Raw genomic sequence first — 22,667 nt, 5'->3', positions numbered from 1 at the left:
GTGGCATCGTTAAAAAAAATGTATCTTTGCGCCTCATAGTTTTCAAACGAAACAGAGTATACATCTAACAAAGTCTCAAAGACAAGGAACTCAAACATGGACTCAAACATACAAAGCGTAGGTGTCCTTACTTCCGGGGGCGATGCGCCGGGCATGAATGCCGCCATTCGTGCGGTGACACGTGCAGGTATTTGTAACGGGATGCGTGTCTACGGCATCTACAGAGGTTACAAAGGCCTCATCTCCGATGAAATTGTGGAATTTAAAACAAACAGCGTAAGCAATATCATTCAACAGGGAGGAACTATCCTGAAAACAGCACGTTCTCAGGAATTCCTCACTTTTGAAGGACGCAGGACGGCTTACGAGAACATGCAAAAACACGGGATAGACGCATTGGTTGTAATTGGTGGAGACGGCTCCCTCACCGGTGCAGGAGTTTTCGCCAACGAGTTCAATATACCCATTGTAGGGCTTCCCGGAACAATTGACAACGACCTGAATGGTACAGACACCACCATAGGTTACGACACAGCCTTGAACACCATCATGCAATCGATGGACAAAATACGCGATACAGCCACCTCCCATGAACGTCTGTTTTTTGTAGAGGTGATGGGACGAAATTGCGGATATCTGGCACTCAACAGTGCCATCGCTTCCGGAGCGGAGGCAGCCATCATCCCGGAAATAAGTATCGAGAAAGACCAGTTGGGCGAGCTCATTGAGCAGGGATTCCGTAAGTCAAAAAGCAGTAGCATGGTGCTGGTCACCGAGAGTGAGGTAACCGGCGGAGCCATGAAGCTGGCAGAGCGGGTGAAGAAGGAATATCCGCAATATGATGTACGTGTTTCTATTCTCGGCCATCTCCAGCGCGGCGGTTCTCCCACAGCTCAGGACCGCATCCTGGCAAGCCGCATGGGTATTGCTGCCATTCAGGCATTGCTGGAGAATCAACGCAATGTGATGATCGGTATCCGCGAGAATGAAATCGATTACATTCCTTTCAAGCGAGCTATCCGGAAAGAGCGTGATATCAGCGAAGAATTGCTGGAAGTATTGCGTATTTCTTCTATATAACCTGCCTCGGAAGCGTTAGATCGAAGGGAAAGACAGAATATCTTTTGATTCAATGTAAGATTGAATCAAAATACTTTTATAGCATATACTCATATTTGCAGCATACATTAAAAAAAGGCAACGAAATTATATGGAAATTACACACATTGAACACATCGGCATTGCGGTGAAAAGTATTGAGGAACATCTTCCTTATTATGAAGGTGTTTTGGGGCTCAAGTGCTACAATATTGAAACCGTGGAAGATCAAAAAGTAAAAACAGCCTTCTTCATGGTCGGCTCCACCAAGATAGAATTGTTGGAGCCTACAAGCGAGGAGAGCACCATTGCCAAATTCATTGAAAAAAGAGGCGAAGGCGTACATCATATTGCCTATGCGACCAAAAATGTGAACGAAGCATTGAAGGATGCCGAATCAAAAGGGGTACGTCTGATAGACCAGCAGGCACGACAGGGGGCAGAAGGATTAAAGATTGCTTTCTTACACCCCAAATCTACAGGAAGCGTCCTCACCGAACTGTGCGAGCATCCGGAATAACAGGTTGAGCAGCATCAAAACAAACCTGCCGCAGAAAAACAAGCAGACATCGACAAAAACTATCTCGTTAATCTAAAAAATAATCATATGAGCAATCAACTCGAAAAAGTAAAAGAACTAATCCAGTTAAGGGAAAAGGCCCGTTTAGGCGGAGGCGAGAAAAGAATTGAATCACAACACCAAAAGGGAAAATACACTGCACGCGAACGCATATTCATGCTTCTTGACGAAGGGAGTTTTGAAGAGTTCGATATGTTCGTGGAACATCGTTCCCATAACTTCGGAATGGAAAACAGCAAGTTCCTCGGCGATGGTGTTGTCACGGGTTATGGTACAATTGAAGGGCGTCTTGTCTATATCTTCGCACAGGATTTCACCATTTTCGGCGGATCCCTGTCTGAGATGCAGGCTAAAAAAATATGCAAGGTAATGGACCAGGCCATGAAGATGGGAGCTCCCCTGATCGGAATCAACGACTCGGGTGGCGCCCGTATTCAGGAAGGTATCAATGCCCTGGCAGGATATGCAGAAATATTTCAGCGAAACATCCTCGCTTCGGGGGTAATTCCCCAGATATCCGGTATTTTTGGTCCTTGTGCCGGAGGTGCAGTGTATTCGCCGGCACTTACCGATTTCATTGTCATGACGCAGGGCACTTCCTACATGTTTTTAACGGGGCCCAAGGTAGTGAAAACCGTTACAGGAGAAGACGTCACTCAGGAAAACCTGGGAGGAGCCTCAGTACATGCCTCCAAATCAGGAGTTGCTCAGTTCGCTGTTGATTCGGAAGAAAACGGTCTAAAGGTTATCCGTCAGCTGTTGAGTTTCATTCCCCAGAACAATCTGGAAGAAGCACCCGTCTATGAAAACGACGATCCCATCGACAGGCTGGAAGATGGTCTGAATGACATCATCCCGGACAGTCCTTCCAAACCATACGACATGTACGAGGTGATTGGTGCCATCATCGACAAAGGTGAATTTTTGGAAGTCCATGCCGACTATGCAAAAAATATCATCGTAGGATTCGCCCGTTTCAACGGACAGTCGGTCGGAATTGTTGCCAACCAGCCTAAATTCCTTGCTGGCGTATTGGATATCAATGCTTCAAGAAAGGCTGCCCGCTTTGTCCGCTTCTGCGATGCATTTAACATTCCTCTTGTCACGTTGGTCGATGTACCCGGATTCCTTCCCGGAACAGGACAGGAATATGGCGGTGTAATCACACACGGTGCAAAGTTGCTCTATGCATATGGCGAGGCCACCGTTCCCAAAATCACCGTTACCCTGCGGAAGTCATACGGAGGGGCACACATCGTGATGAGTTGCAAGCAGCTCCGCGGTGACATCAATTATGCATGGCCCAGTGCCGAAATCGCTGTCATGGGTGCCGACGGAGCGGTGGAGGTTCTCTACAGCAAGGAGATTGCCACAGAAACGGACGCAGAGAAAAAGAACGCCGTGATTGAAGCAAAAAAACAGGAGTACAACGATCTTTTTGCCAATCCATATGAAGCTGCCCGCTATGGATATATCGACGATGTGATTGAACCGCGTAATACCCGTTTCCGCGTGATTCGCGCTCTGCAGCAGACACAGACCAAAAAGCTACAAAATCCGGCCAAGAAACATGATAACCTCCCCTTGTAAAAGTAAGGATTATGAATAAATCACCGGCATCTTCTGTTTTGTTTCTTTTGCTGTTTCTTCTATCTTTCACTGCTTGTTCCGAACGCGTAGAAAACCCGCGCTGGGTAATTAATGAAGTACTCGTGAACAATGCGGAAAATTTTGTAGACGACTACGGACAAAGGAGCGGATGGATCGAAATATTCAACAATACAGCGAAAACGCAAGACATCGGCGGGTATTTTCTGACCAACGACAAGTCGAACCCCAGAAAATACTCCATACCCAGAGGCGATGTACTTACCAGAATTGCGCCCCATCAGCATATCTTATTTTGGGCAAACAACAAGCCCTACCAGGGAACATTTCACATTAGTTTTGAACTAAACCCCGACGAGGACAATTATATTGCTTTGTTCGACGAAAGTGGCACGAAGCTGATCGACGAAGTGATCATACCCGGGAAGCAGTTGGCAGATGTTTCATGGGGCTATGCAATGGATGGGGTGAAATACGACAAGGCGGGAACACTTCAGCTGACCAGATTAAAAAAGGTCACACCCAGCACCAATAATTACACCCTCGACAAGAATGAAAAAGTCGAGAGATTTAAACAACAAGATAAATTTGGAGCATCTATGACAATAACATCAATGTTGGTCGTATTTTGTGCTCTCCTTGTTCTCTATATCGTCTTCAGGTTCGTAGGAAAATCTTCGGCCAGATTGAATGAGAAGAGAAGAGGAAAAAGTACAACTGTTGAGACCACAGCAGGAAAACCGAGTACTCAGGATATATCAGGAGAAGTACTTAGCGCCATATTTATGGCGTTGCACGAAGAACAAAATGACGTACACGATTTTGAACACACTATTCTCACAATCAACAAGATAAGTAAAAATTATTCTCCCTGGAGTTCTAAAATCTACGGTTTGAGGGAACTTCCGCGAAGATAGACAGACAAACGTTTCAATCAACAAAAACAAAAATTTCACATAATGAAGCAATATAAATACAGAATCAATGGCAGTCTCTATAACGTGGTCATCAACAATACGACCGATGAGACAGCAGAAGTGGAAGTAAATGGTATTCCCTACACGGTTGAGATTGAGAAAAAAGTAAAGAAAATGGTATCCTCTCCGTTCAAGAAGCCGGCGCAGTCAGGTTCACCACAACCCGAAGTAAACACTCCCGTCATCAAACATACGGCAAACGCAAGTGCCAATTCATTGAAATCGCCGCTTCCGGGTATCATCCTCGATATCAGCTGTAATGTGGGCGACACAGTGAAAAAAGGGCAAAAACTACTGATACTGGAAGCCATGAAAATGGAAAACAACATTATTGCGGATAGAGACGGCACCATCAAGGATATTAAAGTAAGAAAAGGAGATTCGGTCTTGGAAGGATCTGAACTGATTGTTATAGTAGGATAGAATATGGGAAATTTTTTTGATTTTTTAATTGAAAATCTAAACACCTTTATCAGTTACACCGGATTTGCAAACGTAGAGTCAGGTCATATCATAATGATCCTGTTTGGAATACTGTTTATATTCCTGGCTATCCGCTATGAATTCGAACCTCTACTGCTGGTACCCATTGGTTTTGGCATATTGATCGGCAACATCCCGTTCGATCTCTCTGCCAACATGGAAATTGGAATTTATGAAGAAGGATCGGTCTTGAATATCCTCTATCAGGGCGTACAGAAAGGATGGTATCCGCCGTTGATCTTTCTTGGTATTGGCGCCATGACCGATTTTTCTTCCCTGATTTCAAATCCCAAGCTGGTCCTGGTCGGTGCTGCCTGCCAGTTTGGCATCTTCGGAGCTTACATTATTGCTTTGCAGCTAGGATTTGAGCCGACAGAGGCCGCATCGATCGGGATCATTGGAGGAGCAGACGGGCCCACGGCCATATTTCTTACCTCAAAGTTAGCTCCACACCTGTTGGGAGCGGTAGCCATATCGGCCTACTCGTACATGGCACTGATTCCGATTTTGCAACCCCCCTGCATGAGACTGCTCACGACAAAAAAAGAGCGGCTTATACGCATGAAATCGGCACGGGTGGTATCTCAAAACGAGAAGATCATCTTCCCGGTTATTGGTTTATTGTTGACAGCATTCCTGGTTCCTTCCGGATTGCCCCTATTGGGTATGCTCTTTTTTGGGAATCTGCTGAAAGAGTCAGGGGTAACCCGGCGACTGGCAGAGACCGCTCGAGGTCCCATGATTGATATTGTCACCATCCTTCTCGGATTGATGGTTGGTGTCTCCACTCAGGCAACCACTTTCCTGACACCCGCATCAGTTAAGATTTTCGTTTTGGGTGCACTGGCATTTATCATTGCCACTTGCGCAGGCGTTCTGTTTGTAAAGTTCCTCAATCTGTTTTTGAAAGAAGGGAACAAAATCAATCCACTGATTGGCAATGCGGGTGTATCGGCAGTACCCGGCTCGGCACGTATGTCGCAGGTTGTTGGGTTGGAATACGACTCTACCAATCACCTGCTGATGCATGCCATGGGGCCCAATGTGGCAGGTGTTATTGCATCGGCTGTGGCTGCAGGGTTGATGCTCGGATTTTTGTATTAAACAAAAAATCAACAAAAATAAAATTTTATGGGTTTAGAACAATTGATGCCAGCTATTGCCGGCATGACCTGGCAGCATCTTATCATGTTAGCTATCGGAGGCATACTTATCTATCTCGCCATTGCTAAGAACTACGAGCCCACCCTGCTTTTACCGATGGGGTTTGGTGCCATTCTGGTGAATATACCTCTTTCTTCGGCTCTGACACAGATCGACCCGGCAACGGGTCAGGCAGTGGAAGGGGTGCTCAACGTCTTTTTCGAAGCCGGTATCGCCACGGAGATTTTCCCCTTACTCATCTTTATTGCGATCGGGGCAATGATCGATTTCTCGCCCTTGTTCCGAAATCCGTCGCTGTTGTTATTTGGAGCTGCAGCACAGTTCGGTATTTTTCTCACGATGGTGCTTGCATCCATCCTGGGGTACGACTTAAGGGAAGCAGCCTCCATTGGCATTATCGGCGCTGCAGACGGTCCCACCTCCATTGTGGTGGCATCCCGTTTTGCACCCAACTTGCTGGGGCCCATTTCTGTGGCAGCCTACTCCTATATGGCATTGGTTCCGATCATTCAACCACCTGTAATCCGGTTGCTGACATCCCGCAAAGAGAGGTTGATCCGCATGACAGGCAACAATAACAAGAAGATATCAAAGAAGGCATTGATTGCCTTTCCAATCGTGGTTACCATCGTCGCCGGAATCATTGCACCATCATCACTGGCATTGATCGGATTCCTGATGTTTGGAAATCTGGTACGCGAATGTGGTGTCTTAAACAAGCTATCTCTTTCAGCGCAAAACGAACTGGCAAGCCTGGTAACATTGCTCCTCGGAATCACGATTGCCAGCACGATGACGGCCGAGCGTTTCATTCGCCTGGATACGCTCATCATCATTGCACTGGGATTGTTTGCTTTTGTCTTTGACACGTTTGGCGGCGTGATCTTTGCCAAGTTGTTGAATCTGTTCCGCAAGGAGGGCAACAAGATCAACCCGATGGTGGGAGCCTGCGGCATCTCTGCCTTCCCGATGTCGGCACGCGTGATCCATCAGATGGGTCAAAAAGAAGATCCATACAATTACCTGCTTATGCCGGCCATCAGCGCCAATGTGGGAGGACAGATAGGTTCGGTAGTGGCCGGAGGTATTATATTGACATTGGTTCCTTTATTTGCTTAAAACAAAAAAATCATGACATCGACCGTAGAAGTAGCTTTGTTTATTGCAGGAATTGGGATGGCAGGAATATTTGTCTTCATGGCGGTTTTTTACCTGCTTATTCTTGCGCTGGATAAATACCTGCCACACGAGGAAAAAATGGATGAAGAATAACCTGTAATTGCCGGTCTTATGTGCGGAATCATCATTGTTTCCGCACATCGGCTCCCCACATCAGTTTGTCACGAAGTGTCTCGTAAAATGTATGTCCAAGCCTTTTTACCACACGCAGGGTGTAATCGGCTTTGCGCACATGGATGCTCACCGTCTCATCAAGCACACGCGACTGGCCATCGACCGATACCAGGTACATATGACTGCGGCTTTCTACTTTTAGTGATATCAGGCTGCTGTCATCTACCACCAACGAACGCGAGGTGAGATTATGCGGAGCAATGGCTGAAAGGATGATGCTGGGTATGGTGGGCGACAGGATGGCTCCCCCAATACTTAGTGAGTAGGCGGTAGATCCGGTTGGAGTGGCAATCACCAGTCCATCTGCCTGATAGGAAGTCAGATAATCATTGTTGATATATGCATGAATGGAGAGCATCGAGGCTGTGTCCTGTTTCAGGATGGCCACTTCATTCAGTGCGTGCGTATTGAAATACTCGGGCGGGAAAGTTTCGTCGGTAGTCATTCTTATCAAAGTACGTTCCTGTACTTTATAAGCACTTTTCATTACCTCCTGCAATGTTTCTTCAACATCGCCGTAATTAATGGCGGCAAGAAAACCCAGGCGACCGGTGTTTATACCCAGCACAGGGATGCCAGAATCTCCCACGGTGGCAGCCGTTCGCAGGAAAGTGCCGTCGCCTCCCACACTCACTACCATATCCACTTGTGGCAACGTCTCGGCTAGTTCCGAGATAGGACCTACTCTCTGCTGAATATGAGCCGGCAGAGAAAGGTAAAAATTCTCGGGTAGATACAACTCTCCTCCGCTCCGCCTGATGGCATCACAAACCCCGAATATCTGATCTTCCGCTTTTGCGGTCCTGTCGGGGAACATACTCCCAAATAATGCAAACTTCATTTATCTGTCGTCAAACTTATTCCGGCAAATACCAATTCTGAAATATACCGCCTACATTTCCAGGTAATACAATAACTCATCCAGCCGTTCTTTCTGGGTGTCGGTCACCTCGCCTTCGCGCATAAAATAGTATACTACATGGTAGTTGAACCGTTCGAAACTCCTCAATACAGCGGAGAGATCATCCACATCCAGCTTCAGCGACACCAGCAAATCGACCCCGCCCGAAATTGGCATCACAGAAAGAGACGTCACATGGGCATTGTTGCTTTCCACAATCCTTGCTATCTCCGTGAGAGTGTAATCCTTGAACGGAATCTCCAGAATAAGCAGCGAGTTTTCCGTCTCGGTCAACTCCGTAAATTGCTCTGGAGTAAGTGGTGAAGCAAACTTTTCGACTTGATTATTGATAAATTCTTTGACTGACATTGCGTAAAACGGTTATTTCGTATTACTTTTGTAACTGTTTTACAAAGATGGCAAAAATTTGCGAATCCGTCTCTTTGTGACGGATTGTTTTTAAAAAAAATATGACGAAACTAAGCGTAAACGTAAACAAAATTGCGACCCTGCGGAATGCCCGCGGTGGAAATATTCCCGATGTGGTGCAGGTAGCTGTAGACTGTCAGCTCTTCGGAGCCGATGGCATCACCGTGCATCCCCGCCCCGATCAGCGACACATCCGTTATTCCGATGTATTTGATTTGCAGGCAAAAGTGCATACGGAATTCAATATTGAGGGAAATCCAACTCCCGAGTTTATTTCGCTCATTCAACGAATAAGGCCTACACAGGTAACCCTCGTGCCGGATGCCCACGACGCTATCACCTCCAACGCAGGATGGGATACCATCACTCATAAAGATTTTCTGACCGACATAGTGAATGAATTTCAATCGTTGGGCGTACGCACCTCCATCTTTGTGGATGCCATTCCCGAGATGATCCGCATGGCTTCACAGATCGGCACCGACCGCATAGAACTCTACACCGGTCCCTACGCCGAACTCTATCCATCCGACCGGGAGAAAGCCGTCGCCCCCTATCTGGAAGCTGCTACTCTGGCCAAAAATCTGGGATTGGGTGTGAATGCGGGGCATGACCTGAACCTGGACAATCTTCAGTGGCTCTACATACACATACCCTGGATTAAAGAAGTATCCATTGGGCATTCTCTCATTTGCGATGCACTTTATCTCGGTTTGGAAAAAACAATAAAAGCGTATAAAAATTGTTTAAAAAAACCCGTGGTAGAGGTTTGACATGACAAAAACCATTATCTTTATTCCAAATAGGTATCGAGCACAACTAACTTCAGACGTATCAAATAAATGCACATCGTATGAATCTTTTGCAATTACCCATGCCGGCAGATACTGCGCAGGCCATATACAACGCAATGCAGCAGGCAACGACTGCAGAAACAGAGGCTGTCACAATGAATGCATTCGACCTTGCCTTGAAAGGCGGATGGCTGATGATTGTACTGCTCATTCTGCTGTTAATGACGATCTATGTCCTGATAGAAAGGACCCTGGTCATCAATAAAGCCGGCAAGGAAGACAGTTCTTTCATGAATCGCATCAAGGATTATATCCACGACGGGAAAATTGACGCTGCCCTGGCTCTCTGCCGCCACACCGATACGCCATCGGCCCGCATGGTGGAGAAAGGGATCTCACGCCTGGGCAGGCCCACAGTCGATGTGATGTCCGCCATTGAAAACCAAGGAAATATAGAAATATCAAAACTGGAAAAGGGACTTCCCGTGCTGGCAACATCCGCATCGGGTGCTCCCATGGTTGGATTTTTGGGAACCGTAACCGGTATGGTGAAAGCTTTTATGGATATGGCAGGCGCTGGAGCCAATGTGGATGTGAATATTCTCTCAACCGGTATTTATGAAGCGTTGGTCACGACTGTCGGAGGACTTATTGTGGGAATCATTGCCCTTTTTGCTTATAATTATCTTGCAACACGCATCAAAGGTATTGTAAACAGGCTTGAGATGCGAATCATGGAGTTCATGGACATCCTGAATGAACCGGCTGTTTAAAGAGAATCAGAAGCTATGGCATTAAAACAACGATTTAAGTTAGAATCAAATTTCAGCATGGCATCCATGACGGATGTGATCTTCCTGTTGCTTATTTTCTTTATGATCACCTCTACAATTGTCGTGCCGAATGCTATTCAGGTGTTGCTGCCCAGGGCGCAACAACAGGCACAGGCAAAGCCTATTACCCGGGTGACCATCGACAAGGATTTGAATTATTATGTAGCCAATGCCAACGAAACAGAACGCCAGGTGCCCTTCGAGGCAATCACACCGTTTCTACAGTCGGCATACACGGCCGATCCCGATATTTTTGTAGCACTCTATGCCGACGAGAGCGTTCCCTACAGGGAGATTGTGCGAATCCTGGATATCGCCAATCAGAATAAGTTCAAAATGGTGCTGATGACAAGGCCCAATTAAACGGAGAAATCCAGATGGAGTTAACAAAAGAAAAGATAGGTGGACTGGTGGGAACAATCATCTTTGCGGTGTTGCTCCTGCTCATACTTATTTTTTCCTACTTCACCCTGGCAACCCCTCCCCAGGAGCTGGAAGGTATTCCGGTAATGTTTGGCGCCACAGAAAATGCTTTTGGCATCACGGAGGCACCGATGGCCGAGGTGACCCCAGCTCCCGCCTCCACCCCGAATGTTCCGGAATATAGACCCAATGAACCGATGATCACGCAAACCACCGAGCCAACCATCGACGTGGAAGCACAACGGGAAGAAGAACGTCGCCAGGCACAACTGGCCGAAGAACGCAGAAAAAGGGAAGAGGCGGAACGATTGAGGAGAGCGGAAGAAGCGCGGCGAAGAGAAATCAACCAACAGATGTCGGGACTCTTTGGCGAGAGCGCCGGCAACCGGGGCAATACCGAAGGCAGCGGTACTCAGGGCGTTTCCACCGGAAATGCTACGCAGGGAGCCGCCACGGGCACGGGTGGTATCGGTTCGTACGACCTGGGCGGACGCAGCCTTGGCAGCGGGGGACTGGTACAGCCACGCTACACAGTGAACGATTATGGCACGGTCGTTGTTAATATTACCGTAGATCCTGGCGGAAATGTGATCAACGCAGAAATTGGACGAGGGACAAATACGCCCAATACTGCCCTTCGTAACGAAGCATTGCGTGCTGCCAAAAACACAAAATTCAACGCGATAGCCTCACCTAACAACCAGCAGGGGACAATCACCTACAAGTTCAACCTGAACTGATCACAGCTATTTCTGCACAATAGGGAATAAATATGTTCCGCCCGGCATCATTTGTTTAAAACCCTGTCCGGATATATCCGGACACAAAACGAAGAAATTATGAAGAAAGTAGTCTTGTTTTTAGCAAACGGGTTTGAGGAAATCGAAGCCCTCGGCACACTGGATATTTTGAGGAGAGCACAAATACCTGTAAAAACCGTCTCCATCTCTGACGACAAAACGGTGACCGGTGCACACAATATTTCCGTCATCGCCGACACCATCTTTGCCGAGGCAGATTTCACAGAGGTGGAAGTATTGGTGTTGCCGGGAGGAATGCCCGGTGCGAAACATCTGAATGAGCACGAAGGAGTGAAAAACCTGCTTTTGGAATTCAACAAGCAGCAAAAGATGATCGCCTCCATCTGTGCGGCCCCCATGGTACTGGGCGGACTTCGTTTGCTTGAGGGCAGACGGGCTACCTGCTATCCGGGTTTTGAGCCTGAGTTAATTGGTGCACAGGTTACCGGCGAAAACGTGGTTGTAGACGGAAATCTAACCACGGGAAAAGGTCCCGGACTTGTATTTGACTTCGCACTAAGACTGGTAGAACAGATTGCAGGTATTTCGACACGGCGCGAGGTGCAACAAGGCTTGCTTTTGTAAACTTTCTGCCGGTATCCACCCAACTAAGTCATTAATTTCGGAATTTTGATTCCCTGACGGTGTAATTATTATTTTATTTCAATGGCTCCCATATCCGGAGGCCCAATAATTTTGTTTCCCAAAATATCATAATGGACATCTAACCCAGCAAATAATCCCAGTTCGTCGCCAGGTATCTTTGGAATCACAATGCCTTTATCCTTTATAAATTTTTTGTTAGTTGGTATATAATCCTCCAAAAAGGTTCCTCCTTTTTGGAGGAATCCAGGATCTCCTATTAGTGGTGCATCATCCTGAATGCTAATCTCCTTTGGCCAGTTATCCGTTTTAAGGAACAAATTATTGCGGAAGAACACATTTTTAATTTTCAACTCACTTTCCGCATCGGGTACATATTGATCTCCCAATACCAACTTACTTTCACCTTCGATGTGAAAAATATTGTTTGCAATTAATACTCCGTTTGAAGCTTTGTCAATTGCAAATTTAGCCTCAATATCCTTCTTTACATAGATAGTATTGTTATAGAAATAGCTGTTAAAAGGTCCGTTTTTTTTTTGATCTTTACCTACATAACCGCTTAACCAAAAAATTTTCCCTTCCTGAAAACCATCAATTCCTTTCACACGATGTCCATCATTAATACTTATATTATAACGGTAAGCACAATTATAATTATTACCCAGTATTTCGCAGAAACCCCCGGCATTGCCTTCGCTCAAACAATATTGTACAATTACATTACTGCAATTGAAATCAATATGACAACCGGCAGAGTCACCCGGTCCATTCGCATTTCTGAATGAACTTTTTTCAATAATAATATCAGAACTTCCCCAGGTCCAAAGTCCACTTCCACGTCCCCATTTACGCGAATCATCGTTACTACCAGAGCGGTTCACATGATTATTGAATATATGTCCAACATGTACCCCGCTCATTTGTATTCCTGGACCTCCCGTATAGTTTACCCTGTTCCCGTATAATTTTATGTTGTGTATATTCTTTCCTTTTCCAGTAAATTTTATTCCTGTATGATCGACGTTCTGTATTAAGCAGTTTTCAACGAGTACGTCACTGATAACTGCTTCATCCACTAAATTGATAAACCGGATACCCCATCCATAACTTTGGGTTCCGTTGCTAGTAAGGACTTCATCTTTTCCTCTGATAAATCCCTCGTTTTCGAAGAAAATATCATGAATAACCAGGTTTATTAATTGTATATTCTTATAAACACCAATTTTAGAAGTAGTTACCAACACACCGCAACGCATTCCTGCTTGTTTAGTCTCATCCGAAACTGCTCCTCCGTTACCGATAATTTCAATATTCGAAATAATTACATGACTACAGTTTTTCAATACTATTCCATGTGAAAAACCTTTTGAATCGATGATGGGGAGTTTCTTATTTTCTCCGCTCTCATAGCTTGAAATCAAAATCGGATTTTCTTCTGTTCCTGAAATGTTATTCAAGTTCAATGTTCCTGAAAAGACATCTCCGGAAGCAAACAGAATTTTATCACCTGGAGTAAGTCCAAGTTCACTTATCTTTTCCAACGTTTTAAAAGGTGAATCTTTCTTCAACCCGTTATTTGAGTCGTTGCCGCTTTTAGAACTTATATAGTAGATATTTGCAAAGGCTGCGCAATCAGGTTGGGAATAACCAAGTGAAAGAATTAGTCCAACAACTATAACTATCTTTTTAATTATACTCATATTTTATAATCATTTAGATTTAATTATTCCCACCATACGTCATCATCAAGTTTGGGAAAAACACGATTTTTCAATTTCGCATCCCATTTTTGCCATTCCAATAAAAGCTTCTCTGATACTTCGCGCTGATTTGAATTGATATTGGTTATTTCTGACATATCGGTAGCCAAATTAAACAACTGTGGGGGCTCTCGATCCATATCACTGTTAGATACCAATTTATTATTCCCGTTTCTTATAGCCATTGCATTTTGTTCCCATTTTCTCCAAAAGAGGTAATCGTGAGGCTCATCGTTATTTACTCCTGTTAAATAAGGAATAAGATTTATCCCATCCAAAGGTCGTATAGGATTAATTTTCACATCAGTCTGTGCAATAATTGTAGCCATGATATCCAAGGATAAAACAGGTTTCTCATATGTCATTCCAGCAGGTATAATACCTTCCCATTTAATGGCAAAGGGCACTCTCACACCTCCCTCAAAAAGATTACTTTTATGACCTCTTAGCTGGCCATTATCTGAGGCATTATTGGCAGCACCTCCATTATCGGATAAAAAAACCACGATAGTATTATTTTGAACACCTCCTTCATCCAGCGCCGACAGTATTCTGGCAACGCCATCATCAACGGCACTGACCATGGCAGCATAAGTCCTTCTTTTATTATCGCCAATGTGAGAAAACCGGGAAAGATATTTATCTGTAGCCTGTAGAGGTGTATGTGGCGCATTATATGCAAGAAAAAGCATAAAATGTTGATCATTTTCAATCTGTTCTTTAATAAATTTCACTGCGGCATGACTAAATTCGTCAGTCAGATATTCGTCGATTTCAACTGCTTCTCTGTTCTCTATAATTTTTGTATTATACCATTCCCATTTTTCAGTGACTTTCGAAAGATCAGTCAGTGTTAGTTCTTCTGGAAAATAACGGTGTCCCCCAGCTAAAAAACCGTAGAAATAATCAAACCCTCTTTCCAGTGGGTGGAATACAGGGTGTGTCCCCATGTGCCATTTACCAACTATACCACTTTTGTAACCTGCTTTTCTTAATACCTGAGCCATTGTTTCTTCCTCCAAAGGTAATCCTGCATTGGGATTATTTGGATCAACTGAAGGATTAGTGGTAAAACCAAATCTATCCTGATAACGGCCAGTTAAGAATCCCGCCCTACTGGGGCCAGATACCGGGTATGACACATATCCCTGAGTAAATCGAACACCTTCACGAGCGATTCGATCAATAGCGGGAGTTGGAATATCTTTACAACCGTTAAAACCTACATCCGCATACCCCATATCATCGGTCATAATCACAATTAGATTGGGTAATTTTTTTCCTTGTTTTGGATCGGATTTTACGGCTTTACACGCTCCTAAAGTCAAGAGCAACCATACAAATAATGCATTCTTCATAATCTTTCCTTGTTTTAGTCAAGAGCTTCATAGTAACTTTTTCCCGTGGGCAACTCCTCTATGATTTTTTTCATAATCTCATTATCCTCAAGAAAAGCATTGATAAGCTTTACTTTAAAATTCTTATCCAAATCATTCACTTGAGATTTTGACCATTCCGGGATTTCGTATGAAACATCCTGGATTAAGTCGAATCCACGGTGAATGATTATATTTTGCCAGGCTATGGTTCGCTGACCTTTACCATATTGAATCTTACCTTCTTCCTCAAGCATGAAAATATTTTTCAAAAATATTGACTCCTTTGGCCAAGGACCTCCCCAGTTGTCCATTTGCACAACGGTACGGTCGATTTCTACTTTTTGCTTTTTGGGAATAATAAATATATTACTCAGAAATAATGTATTTTCAACAGGTCCGGTTAAATGCATTATCGGTGAAAACCATCCTCTACGAGCTGTTTTGTATGGCCTTATCCCATCATTGACACTAAGATTATAACGTACAACCGTATTTACAGTACCAGCATTCCTAGAAGTGCTGTAGTTTTCTCCATCGTTGCAAACCAGTAGAAATCCTCCATAATTATCGTGACTGTAATTATATTGAATAGTAGTATTCAAACAGTTCCAATCTGAATCAAAACCTTGTCCGTCCCATTTGGCTTTGTGCCCACTTACTTCATTAAACTGAATGAGTGTGTTATCGGAACTCCATGGCCAGATGCCGGCAGCCGCTTCCTGGTGAGATAAAATATCGGGACAGTCGCGCATCACGTTATGCTCGATCAGAACTCCCTCGCATCCAATCGGTACGATTCCATCGCCAGGAACCTGTTCCAGTAAATTATTACGAATGACCACACCTTGGCTGGGATGCCAGTTATCCCGACGGGTATATCCATTTGAGTTGATACCGTTGCGTTCGCAATGGTGGATATGACAATTTTGGATCACCAGCCCTACAAAGCGGGTCTTTACCTGGTCGCCACTGTTTTTCCACCAGATGGCGCTGCCACCGCCTTCACTTTTAACGAGACTCCCGTTCACTTCATGGATTTCCAGGCTGTCAAGCACGATGTGGCGACAATCGCCAAAATTTTCTGCGAGAATGGAAACACCCCGGCGACCCGGTGTTCGTTCTTCTCCTCTGTTTGTAATTTCCAGATTGCTCACTTCCCAGTATTCAATATTTTGTAGTAACAGCGTGTACTGTTTTAGACCCTGCCCGTGAATAGCCGGTCTTTTACCTGTGTCGTATTTATCGATGATTATCGGCTTTAGCTTCGAACCACTGCCCTTGGGTTCTAATTGCCCCTGGTAGGACGTCCCGGCCTTGAACAGGATGGTGTCGCCAGGTTGAAACACCATGGCATTCACTTTTTCAAGTGAGGCCCAGGCTTCAGCCGGTGTTCTTCCGCTGTTGGTGTCTTCGCCCTCATCAGAATTCACATAATAGACTGATGCCCTGATAAAATTAGGAATAAGCAGAATCAGGACACATAAAATAAGACCCCGCATGACTGTTTTATATTTTTAATGTTAGCGCACTTCGGTGAGTCTGATGACATCGAAGTTAAGTAGTTTTTGTTGCCAACGATACAGTGCGATGGTTACCTCCTCATTTCCTTTGGTCACGATAAATTGGGTCACGTGGTTTTCCCAGTCTATGTTGAAACAATCTTTCCATGCCGCACCATAAACCTCCTTAGGATGTACCTGAATCACATGTTTTAAACCATCTTCCATCTTGGTAGCGATTTCCAGTTTGTAGGTTTTTCCGGCTTCCAAAAGAAAGGTTTTCCGGATGGCGAAGTTCTGTTTATTCATATCGCTCTGACCGAACTGTTTCCCTTCATATGCATCACCCGCAAGCACCCAGGCACTTCCCCCCCAGATTACATATCCGAGCCGTCCCAATCCAGTTCCGGGAACGTAATTCTCAAAATTATCCTCAAACCCATTCACAGGATCAATCGGTACGATTGTTGCTTTACCTTCACCAATCTTTTCGTTTGGTTTAAAGCTGGCATAAAACTCTCCGAGTGGAGTTAAGTGCCCGTCAACATCCCACAACGCGGAGGTTACCAGGGCGGGTTTGTCCCATCCCGGAGGTCCAAACCAGGAATAACGATGGACAAAATCAAGCTTTTCCAGCTCTGGTAGCAGGTTTTTCATAAAATTGAGTACGAATTCCTGCGAGTATTTGTTCTCCTGTGCTGTTGTGGCACTCCAGTCGGCCACTGCGAATTCAGTGATCCAAAGCGGTAACTTGTATTTATTATACAGATCCTTCAGTGACTGGATAAAATTGGGAACATTGTCGATACTGTATTGGTGAACTGTAATAAAATCTACCCGTAGGTTGTTTTGTTTAACCTGTGTCATAAACTGTTTCAGCCAGGGATTATCGACTGTCGTACCTGCTACGGCGGGACTCCCCAGCGGAACGCCGACCTCCATCAACTGTGGCCATAATGCGACAGCTTCTTCTACCGTTATATTGGATTGGTCGGTTTTGTTGGGTTCATTAAATCCCAACAGGTATTTGATTTTTCCTTCAGTTTTCAATACTTTCAATTCATTAATAGTCGCATCATCAATTCTGTCTGAACCCCAGATCATGGGGACAAAATCCACACTGTCGGGCTCATATTCAGACAAGATATTTCCCCAGCTGTAATGCCAGTACACTTTGACCTCCGATACCCTGTGAGACCAGTCCGTTCTGGTAGTGGTCAGACACAAGCCTTTTTTATTAATTATAGCTTCCTCTTGAGGAGGAATTGGGTTTGGTTTCGGAACCATATTTTCATCCACTTCAAATTTCCCTAATGTATATTGTTCAGTACAACCAGAGAATGCAATGAAGGCTAATATAAGCGCTATTGTTAAGTTTCTGTTTCTTTGCATTTTCATAATATGGAAATATTAAAAAATTACCATCCTGGGTTTTGTGTAAGATTGGGATTTATATTAATTTCGTTATATGGTATAGGGAAAAGGTACATCTTATCATCCCATATCCTGTTATCAACCAATTTTTCAGAATAATTTAGTATTCCGTAATTATTGGTAATAACAACTCCATAAATATCTTCAGTTATTTTGTTGGGGTTATCACTATCATAAAGTCTCCATCTGCGTACATCCCAAAACCTGTGATCTTCAAAAGCAAGTTCTACTTTCCGTTCATTAATTATTAATGAGCGCAGTTCATCAGTAGTAACATCTGATATAGGCGGCATATCCACAGCAGCCCTGGTTCTCACTACATTGATTGCAGTCACAGCATCCATGATATAGCCGTCTGGTAATTCATTAGGGCCAAAAGCTTCATTCATTGCTTCTGCAAGATTCAGGTAAATTTCTGCTAAGCGAAAAAGCACCCATACATGCTCCTTGGGGGCGGCATTACTCCCTGCAATATCAATATCCTGACGAACATGTTTTTGCAGATAGTAACCTGTGGGTGTAGCATCAGCCAGGGGAAATCCGTGAGCACCTCCGTTAAATGTCTCTACGGTAGTCCCTTTCCATTTTTTCCCGTTAACAAGAATTGTCTGCAATAGTCGTGGATCCCTCTTGTCATATGGATTCATCGGATTAAAAACAGTACTTCCGGGAGCGCTCCATTGGCCGTTACTGTCAAGCACCACATCATACCCATCGGTGGTCTGGTAGGCATCCACCAGATTCTGGCTAGGGCAAGTTGCATTCCCGTTTGCTTCGTCAAATCCTTTTGGGAAATTTGCCTTCTCAAAGCTGAATGAATTTCCCTGTCTCCTTTCAAATATAAGTTCTTTACTCTTCCGATTATTAAATACTCCCCTGCTCATGTTATTGCTGTTGTAATATTCCGGGTCAAATGAATAATTAAAAGCTGGATTTGTCAAGAACTCGTTCGCTGCTTCTGCTGCTGACACCCATTTAGATTTATCATTTTCAGGATTATGAAGTGGGCTGGCAGCGTACAACAAGGCTCTTACTTTTAATGCTTGAACTGCACCTCTAGTTACACGCCCGGTTTCTCGAAATACAAAGTTGTTCCAGTCAACCGGAAGATAGTCTCTTATGGCATCGCATTCTTCAACAATATACACAATTACGTCTTCAAAATCAGATTTCTCAATGCGATTGATCTCCTCTACATCATTTATTACTCCCTGTGGCATGGGAATATCTCCATAACGCTTGGCCAATTCAAAATAAAAAAATGCTCTCAGGAAACGAGCCTCATATTGAAACATATCGAAGCGTTCCATCTCATCGTCATACTCTACGTTGTATTTAAAATCTTCAAAAGTTCTTCCTTCAATATTATTTAGGAAGAAGTTGGCAGCCCGAATTCCTGAATAGTATTTAAACCAATTATTATCCAGCGCATTACTTGAGGACCATTGTCCATTATTGAATTCTTGTATTGCTGAGCTTTGAATCACAAATTCCGCTTCATCGCTAGCGGCAGATCGCATTGCGCCTCCTACACTGTTAAAATCATCAGGAAGGTTAGTGTAAATACCAGTCAGAAAATTGCGGGTTCTACCAAAATTAGTGAAAATATTTTCAGAATCATCATAGAATGTATGTTCAGTATAATCAAGGAATTCACAGCCTGTTAACAAAACAGTTATAAATAAAGATAAAATTATTTTATACTTCATATTAGTCATTTTTAAATCATTTAAAATTCAATACTCACACCAACATTACAAGATCTCAACGTTGGATAAACTTTCCCTGTTTCTTCAGGATCCATAATATTGATATTATCGATAGAAAAAAGGTTTAAACCTCTTACGAACAGCTTGGCTTTATTAAGTTTTACTTTATTTATAATATTTGAAGGCAAGTTGTAGTAAAATCCCAGTGTTCTTAACTTTAAATAAGAGGCATTTCTTTGCCAAACCGTACTTGCGATATAATTATTATTGTTCCTCTCAGGAGTAAGCCGTGGCAATGTAGCAGTAGCTGCAGTTTCCGGTGTCCATCTGTCGTTGGAAAAAGTGGAGATATTACCGTTATTGTACAATGGCCAAAAAACATCTTTCGTATTTAACATTTCAGAAACGTTTGAAACTCCCTGAAAAATTGCATACATTCCTACATTTTTATAATTAGCACTCAATGAGAAAGAAAAATATATTTCCGGTAACCAGCTATATCCAAGTGGAATCATGTCAAACTCATCGATCTTGTTATCACCGTTCTGATCAACATACCTGACATCCCCAGGTTTTAAAACCGATGTATAGGTATATACAACACCATCGGGCGTGATATTATTTTCTCCATTTAATCCGTCATTCACTCCCCAGAATCCATTATCCTGTAATCCAAATGGCTGTCCAACACGTTGTCCGGTTCGCTTCAGGTAATTCCATTCATGAAATATCTCATTTTGCTCTATAATCTTATTTCGGGCAAAAGAATACTGTGTCCCTAATGAATAACTGAAATCTCCAATATTTTGATTCCACAAAGCTCCAATCTCAATTCCTTTGTTCTCAACAACACCATCATTAACCATAGTTCCGGCAATTCCCATTACATTGGAAGTAGAGCTAGCATCTGAAACAAGTATTTGACTTCTATTTTCATAAAATAGATCCACATTTAAACTAAGTCCATTTAATAATTGTGCATCAAATCCAATATTTGAAACAAAACTTTTTTCAGGATCGACAGCCGGATTTGCTCGCCTATCCTCCTGAAGGCTCCCTTGAGATGAATTATTATCACCATAAAAATAGTTTCCACCTCCTCCAAATTTTTCAAGATCCAAATAGCGAACATTTGGTTCTAAACCAACCCAACCCGCAGAAGTTCTTAGTTTAAGATTATCTATAGCACCTATTTCACTTAAAAAATTTTCTTCTGAAACTATCCAACCCAAAGATAGTGCAGGATAAAAACGAAAACGATTATTTGCAGGGAGAATATTATTTCCACTATAAGACATGGTAAGATCGGCAAAGTACTTTTTATCAAAAGAATAATGAAAATGTCCGGCATTATTTATTCTGTGGTAAGTATTGTTTTGCCCCATACCAACTTCGCTATCAGCATGAAATAAAATCATTGCATTAAATTTATGTCTGTCCCAATTCCTGTCATAATTTGCACGTATGATTCCATTTGCATGCCTCAATTGTCCTCCAAAACTTGTAGAAAATGCCAAATCGGTTTTTTCTCCAAATGAAGACGACGTCAAGTTATACAAGCTTTTATTCACTTCGTCTATATCAGCTGTACGGTATACATAAACATAATCTTTTACTTTCTGGTCCCAATAACCTAAACTGTTGTCGAATGAAACTGCAGCCGACAACGAAAGCCCTTGTATAATTTTGTTCAAGTCTTGTGTTAATGTAAGATCAGCGAAGAAAGTTCTGTCATGTGAATTAGCAAATCCAGTCTCATTCACATCTGCAATTAAGTTTCGTCCAAAGATAGGAGATCCTCCCCAAACTCCACCTTCATGTTGAATAGGATAAGCGTTTGCAGGTGTCTCGTACAGGAGTGAAAAAATAGTGTTGGGTGCTGATTTCCCAGGTCGGTTAAAACCAGAAATACGCCCCGCAAGATTGAATTTCATCATCGTGGTCTTGGTAACATCAATATCCAGGTTAACCCTTAAGTTTGCCTGGTTGTACCTCAACTGGGTGGAATAATTATTTAGATTTCTGTTCTGTTTTAGTAATCCTTCTCCACCCAAATAATTCAAAGCCACGTAATAGCGAGTTTTTCCTCTTCCACCGCGGAAAGTAACGTTTACATCATTTACAAAACCTGTATTACGCAAAACCTCATCGAACCAGTTGACGTTGGGATAATATTCAGGATATGTTCCATCCCGATAAGCATCCAATTGTTCTCTGGAGTAACGGTGATTCTTTCCATCAAGAGTCAAAGATTCATTTATTGCATTAGCATAACCATAGGCATCAAGCATTTCAGGTATGCGAAAAGGCTGATTAATACTGTACTCATACGAGACATTTACTCTCATCCCTTCATTTAATCCTCTTTTGGTTGTGATCAAAATCACCCCGTTGGCTCCGCGTTGTCCATATAGCGCCGTTGCGGCAGCATCTTTAAGAATTGTCACATTTTCAATTTCCTCAACAGTAATGGCCGAAATCCAACGCTCAAAACCATCAATAAGTACCAGAGGGGATGATGCATTACCAAGATTACCTTGCCCCCTCACCATCATAGTAGCTTGCTGACCCCACCAGTTACCTCCATTTTGAAGAACTGTCAACCCTGGTATCTGCCCATATAGCGCGTTTGATGAATTAATGGCAAAATATCTTGATAAATCTTCTGCCGTAGCAACTCCGACAGCAAAACTGGTTTCATCAGAAGTTAATTTAACATCATACCCAAGTTGGACTAAAGTTGAATCCGATTTTTGCGCCACAGATTGCCCATAAGGCAATAAGCTTGCAAGAGATATGAACAGAACTATTATAAAAATTTTAAGATTCATTATTTT

Annotated in this window: 21 protein-coding genes; 13 read left to right on the top strand and 8 right to left on the bottom strand. The window is 43.4% G+C overall.

What is annotated here, in order from left to right; all coding sequences use genetic code 11:
* Nucleotides 1–96 precede the first annotated feature (96 nt).
* From pfkA to AC1HCU_RS02200, 8 genes are all read left to right on the top strand, one after another.
* Complete coding sequence (gene pfkA / locus AC1HCU_RS02235) at nucleotides 97–1,080, top strand: 6-phosphofructokinase (protein ID WP_480368510.1); 984 nt, start codon at nucleotides 97–99, stop codon at nucleotides 1,078–1,080.
* A gap of 130 nt (nucleotides 1,081–1,210) precedes the next feature.
* Entirely contained in the window at nucleotides 1,211–1,618 is a 408-nt protein-coding gene (gene mce / locus AC1HCU_RS02230) for a methylmalonyl-CoA epimerase (RefSeq protein ID WP_294067245.1), read from the top strand.
* 87 nt (nucleotides 1,619–1,705) lie between these two features.
* On the top strand, nucleotides 1,706–3,268 hold the full coding sequence (locus tag AC1HCU_RS02225) for an acyl-CoA carboxylase subunit beta (protein ID WP_480368508.1): 1,563 nt from the start codon (nucleotides 1,706–1,708) through the stop codon (nucleotides 3,266–3,268).
* Between the two features lie 8 nt (nucleotides 3,269–3,276).
* Nucleotides 3,277–4,203: an OadG family transporter subunit gene (locus AC1HCU_RS02220; protein ID WP_480371019.1), complete on the top strand. Its 927-nt coding sequence runs from the start codon at nucleotides 3,277–3,279 to the stop codon at nucleotides 4,201–4,203.
* Nucleotides 4,204–4,245: 42 nt separating this feature from the next.
* Nucleotides 4,246–4,686, top strand: coding sequence for an acetyl-CoA carboxylase biotin carboxyl carrier protein (locus AC1HCU_RS02215; protein ID WP_480368505.1), 441 nt, complete (start codon nucleotides 4,246–4,248; stop codon nucleotides 4,684–4,686).
* A gap of 3 nt (nucleotides 4,687–4,689) precedes the next feature.
* Nucleotides 4,690–5,850: a sodium ion-translocating decarboxylase subunit beta gene (locus AC1HCU_RS02210; RefSeq protein WP_480368502.1), complete on the top strand. Its 1,161-nt coding sequence runs from the start codon at nucleotides 4,690–4,692 to the stop codon at nucleotides 5,848–5,850.
* A 27-nt stretch (nucleotides 5,851–5,877) separates the two neighbouring features.
* Nucleotides 5,878–7,029, top strand: a complete 1,152-nt coding sequence (locus tag AC1HCU_RS02205) for a sodium ion-translocating decarboxylase subunit beta (protein WP_480368499.1) — start codon at nucleotides 5,878–5,880, stop codon at nucleotides 7,027–7,029.
* Nucleotides 7,030–7,041: 12 nt separating this feature from the next.
* On the top strand, nucleotides 7,042–7,182 hold the full coding sequence (locus tag AC1HCU_RS02200) for an OadG-related small transporter subunit (RefSeq protein ID WP_480368497.1): 141 nt from the start codon (nucleotides 7,042–7,044) through the stop codon (nucleotides 7,180–7,182).
* Between the two features lie 31 nt (nucleotides 7,183–7,213).
* Here AC1HCU_RS02200 and AC1HCU_RS02195 read toward each other — a convergent pair whose 3' ends face one another.
* Nucleotides 7,214–8,104, bottom strand: a complete 891-nt coding sequence (locus AC1HCU_RS02195) for an NAD kinase (RefSeq protein ID WP_480368494.1) — start codon at nucleotides 8,102–8,104, stop codon at nucleotides 7,214–7,216.
* Between the two features lie 51 nt (nucleotides 8,105–8,155).
* Complete coding sequence (locus AC1HCU_RS02190) at nucleotides 8,156–8,533, bottom strand: hypothetical protein (RefSeq protein WP_480368491.1); 378 nt, start codon at nucleotides 8,531–8,533, stop codon at nucleotides 8,156–8,158.
* A 101-nt stretch (nucleotides 8,534–8,634) separates the two neighbouring features.
* On the opposite strand from AC1HCU_RS02190, the gene AC1HCU_RS02185 reads away from it, so the two are divergent.
* The 5 genes from AC1HCU_RS02185 (at nucleotide 8,635) to AC1HCU_RS02165 (ending at nucleotide 12,028) form a co-directional block, all read left to right on the top strand.
* On the top strand, nucleotides 8,635–9,366 hold the full coding sequence (locus tag AC1HCU_RS02185; protein WP_480368488.1) for a pyridoxine 5'-phosphate synthase: 732 nt from the start codon (nucleotides 8,635–8,637) through the stop codon (nucleotides 9,364–9,366).
* Between the two features lie 101 nt (nucleotides 9,367–9,467).
* Nucleotides 9,468–10,160: a MotA/TolQ/ExbB proton channel family protein gene (locus AC1HCU_RS02180; RefSeq protein WP_480371016.1), complete on the top strand. Its 693-nt coding sequence runs from the start codon at nucleotides 9,468–9,470 to the stop codon at nucleotides 10,158–10,160.
* 15 nt (nucleotides 10,161–10,175) lie between these two features.
* Nucleotides 10,176–10,583 carry an ExbD/TolR family protein gene (locus AC1HCU_RS02175; RefSeq protein ID WP_480368486.1) on the top strand — a complete coding sequence of 136 codons (408 nt, stop codon included), beginning with the start codon at nucleotides 10,176–10,178 and terminating at the stop codon, nucleotides 10,581–10,583.
* A gap of 14 nt (nucleotides 10,584–10,597) precedes the next feature.
* Nucleotides 10,598–11,383, top strand: coding sequence for an energy transducer TonB family protein (locus AC1HCU_RS02170; RefSeq protein ID WP_480368484.1), 786 nt, complete (start codon nucleotides 10,598–10,600; stop codon nucleotides 11,381–11,383).
* Nucleotides 11,384–11,482: 99 nt separating this feature from the next.
* Nucleotides 11,483–12,028 (top strand): DJ-1 family glyoxalase III, encoded by a 546-nt coding sequence (locus AC1HCU_RS02165; protein ID WP_480368481.1) that lies wholly within the window; start codon nucleotides 11,483–11,485, stop codon nucleotides 12,026–12,028.
* A gap of 68 nt (nucleotides 12,029–12,096) precedes the next feature.
* Here the strand turns inward: AC1HCU_RS02165 and AC1HCU_RS02160 are convergent, their stop codons facing one another.
* The 6 genes from AC1HCU_RS02160 to AC1HCU_RS02135 are packed head-to-tail and all read right to left on the bottom strand — an operon-like array spanning nucleotide 12,097 to nucleotide 22,661.
* Complete coding sequence (locus AC1HCU_RS02160) at nucleotides 12,097–13,749, bottom strand: right-handed parallel beta-helix repeat-containing protein (RefSeq protein ID WP_480368477.1); 1,653 nt, start codon at nucleotides 13,747–13,749, stop codon at nucleotides 12,097–12,099.
* 23 nt (nucleotides 13,750–13,772) lie between these two features.
* Entirely contained in the window at nucleotides 13,773–15,167 is a 1,395-nt protein-coding gene (locus AC1HCU_RS02155) for a sulfatase family protein (protein ID WP_480368475.1), read from the bottom strand.
* Nucleotides 15,168–15,181: 14 nt separating this feature from the next.
* Nucleotides 15,182–16,687: a right-handed parallel beta-helix repeat-containing protein gene (locus tag AC1HCU_RS02150; RefSeq protein ID WP_480368472.1), complete on the bottom strand. Its 1,506-nt coding sequence runs from the start codon at nucleotides 16,685–16,687 to the stop codon at nucleotides 15,182–15,184.
* 21 nt (nucleotides 16,688–16,708) lie between these two features.
* The gene (locus AC1HCU_RS02145) at nucleotides 16,709–18,085 is read right to left on the bottom strand and encodes a glycosyl hydrolase (RefSeq protein WP_480368470.1); all 1,377 of its coding nucleotides are present in this window, start codon (nucleotides 18,083–18,085) and stop codon (nucleotides 16,709–16,711) included.
* 20 nt (nucleotides 18,086–18,105) lie between these two features.
* Entirely contained in the window at nucleotides 18,106–19,830 is a 1,725-nt protein-coding gene (locus AC1HCU_RS02140; protein WP_480368467.1) for a RagB/SusD family nutrient uptake outer membrane protein, read from the bottom strand.
* A 20-nt stretch (nucleotides 19,831–19,850) separates the two neighbouring features.
* Nucleotides 19,851–22,661: a SusC/RagA family TonB-linked outer membrane protein gene (locus tag AC1HCU_RS02135; RefSeq protein ID WP_480368464.1), complete on the bottom strand. Its 2,811-nt coding sequence runs from the start codon at nucleotides 22,659–22,661 to the stop codon at nucleotides 19,851–19,853.
* Between the last annotated feature and the right edge of the window lie 6 nt (nucleotides 22,662–22,667).

The sequence above is a fragment of the Proteiniphilum sp. LBM24028 genome (assembly GCF_056629195.1).
Note: the sequence above shows the minus strand (reverse complement) of the source record. Positions and strands in the feature narration are given on the sequence as shown.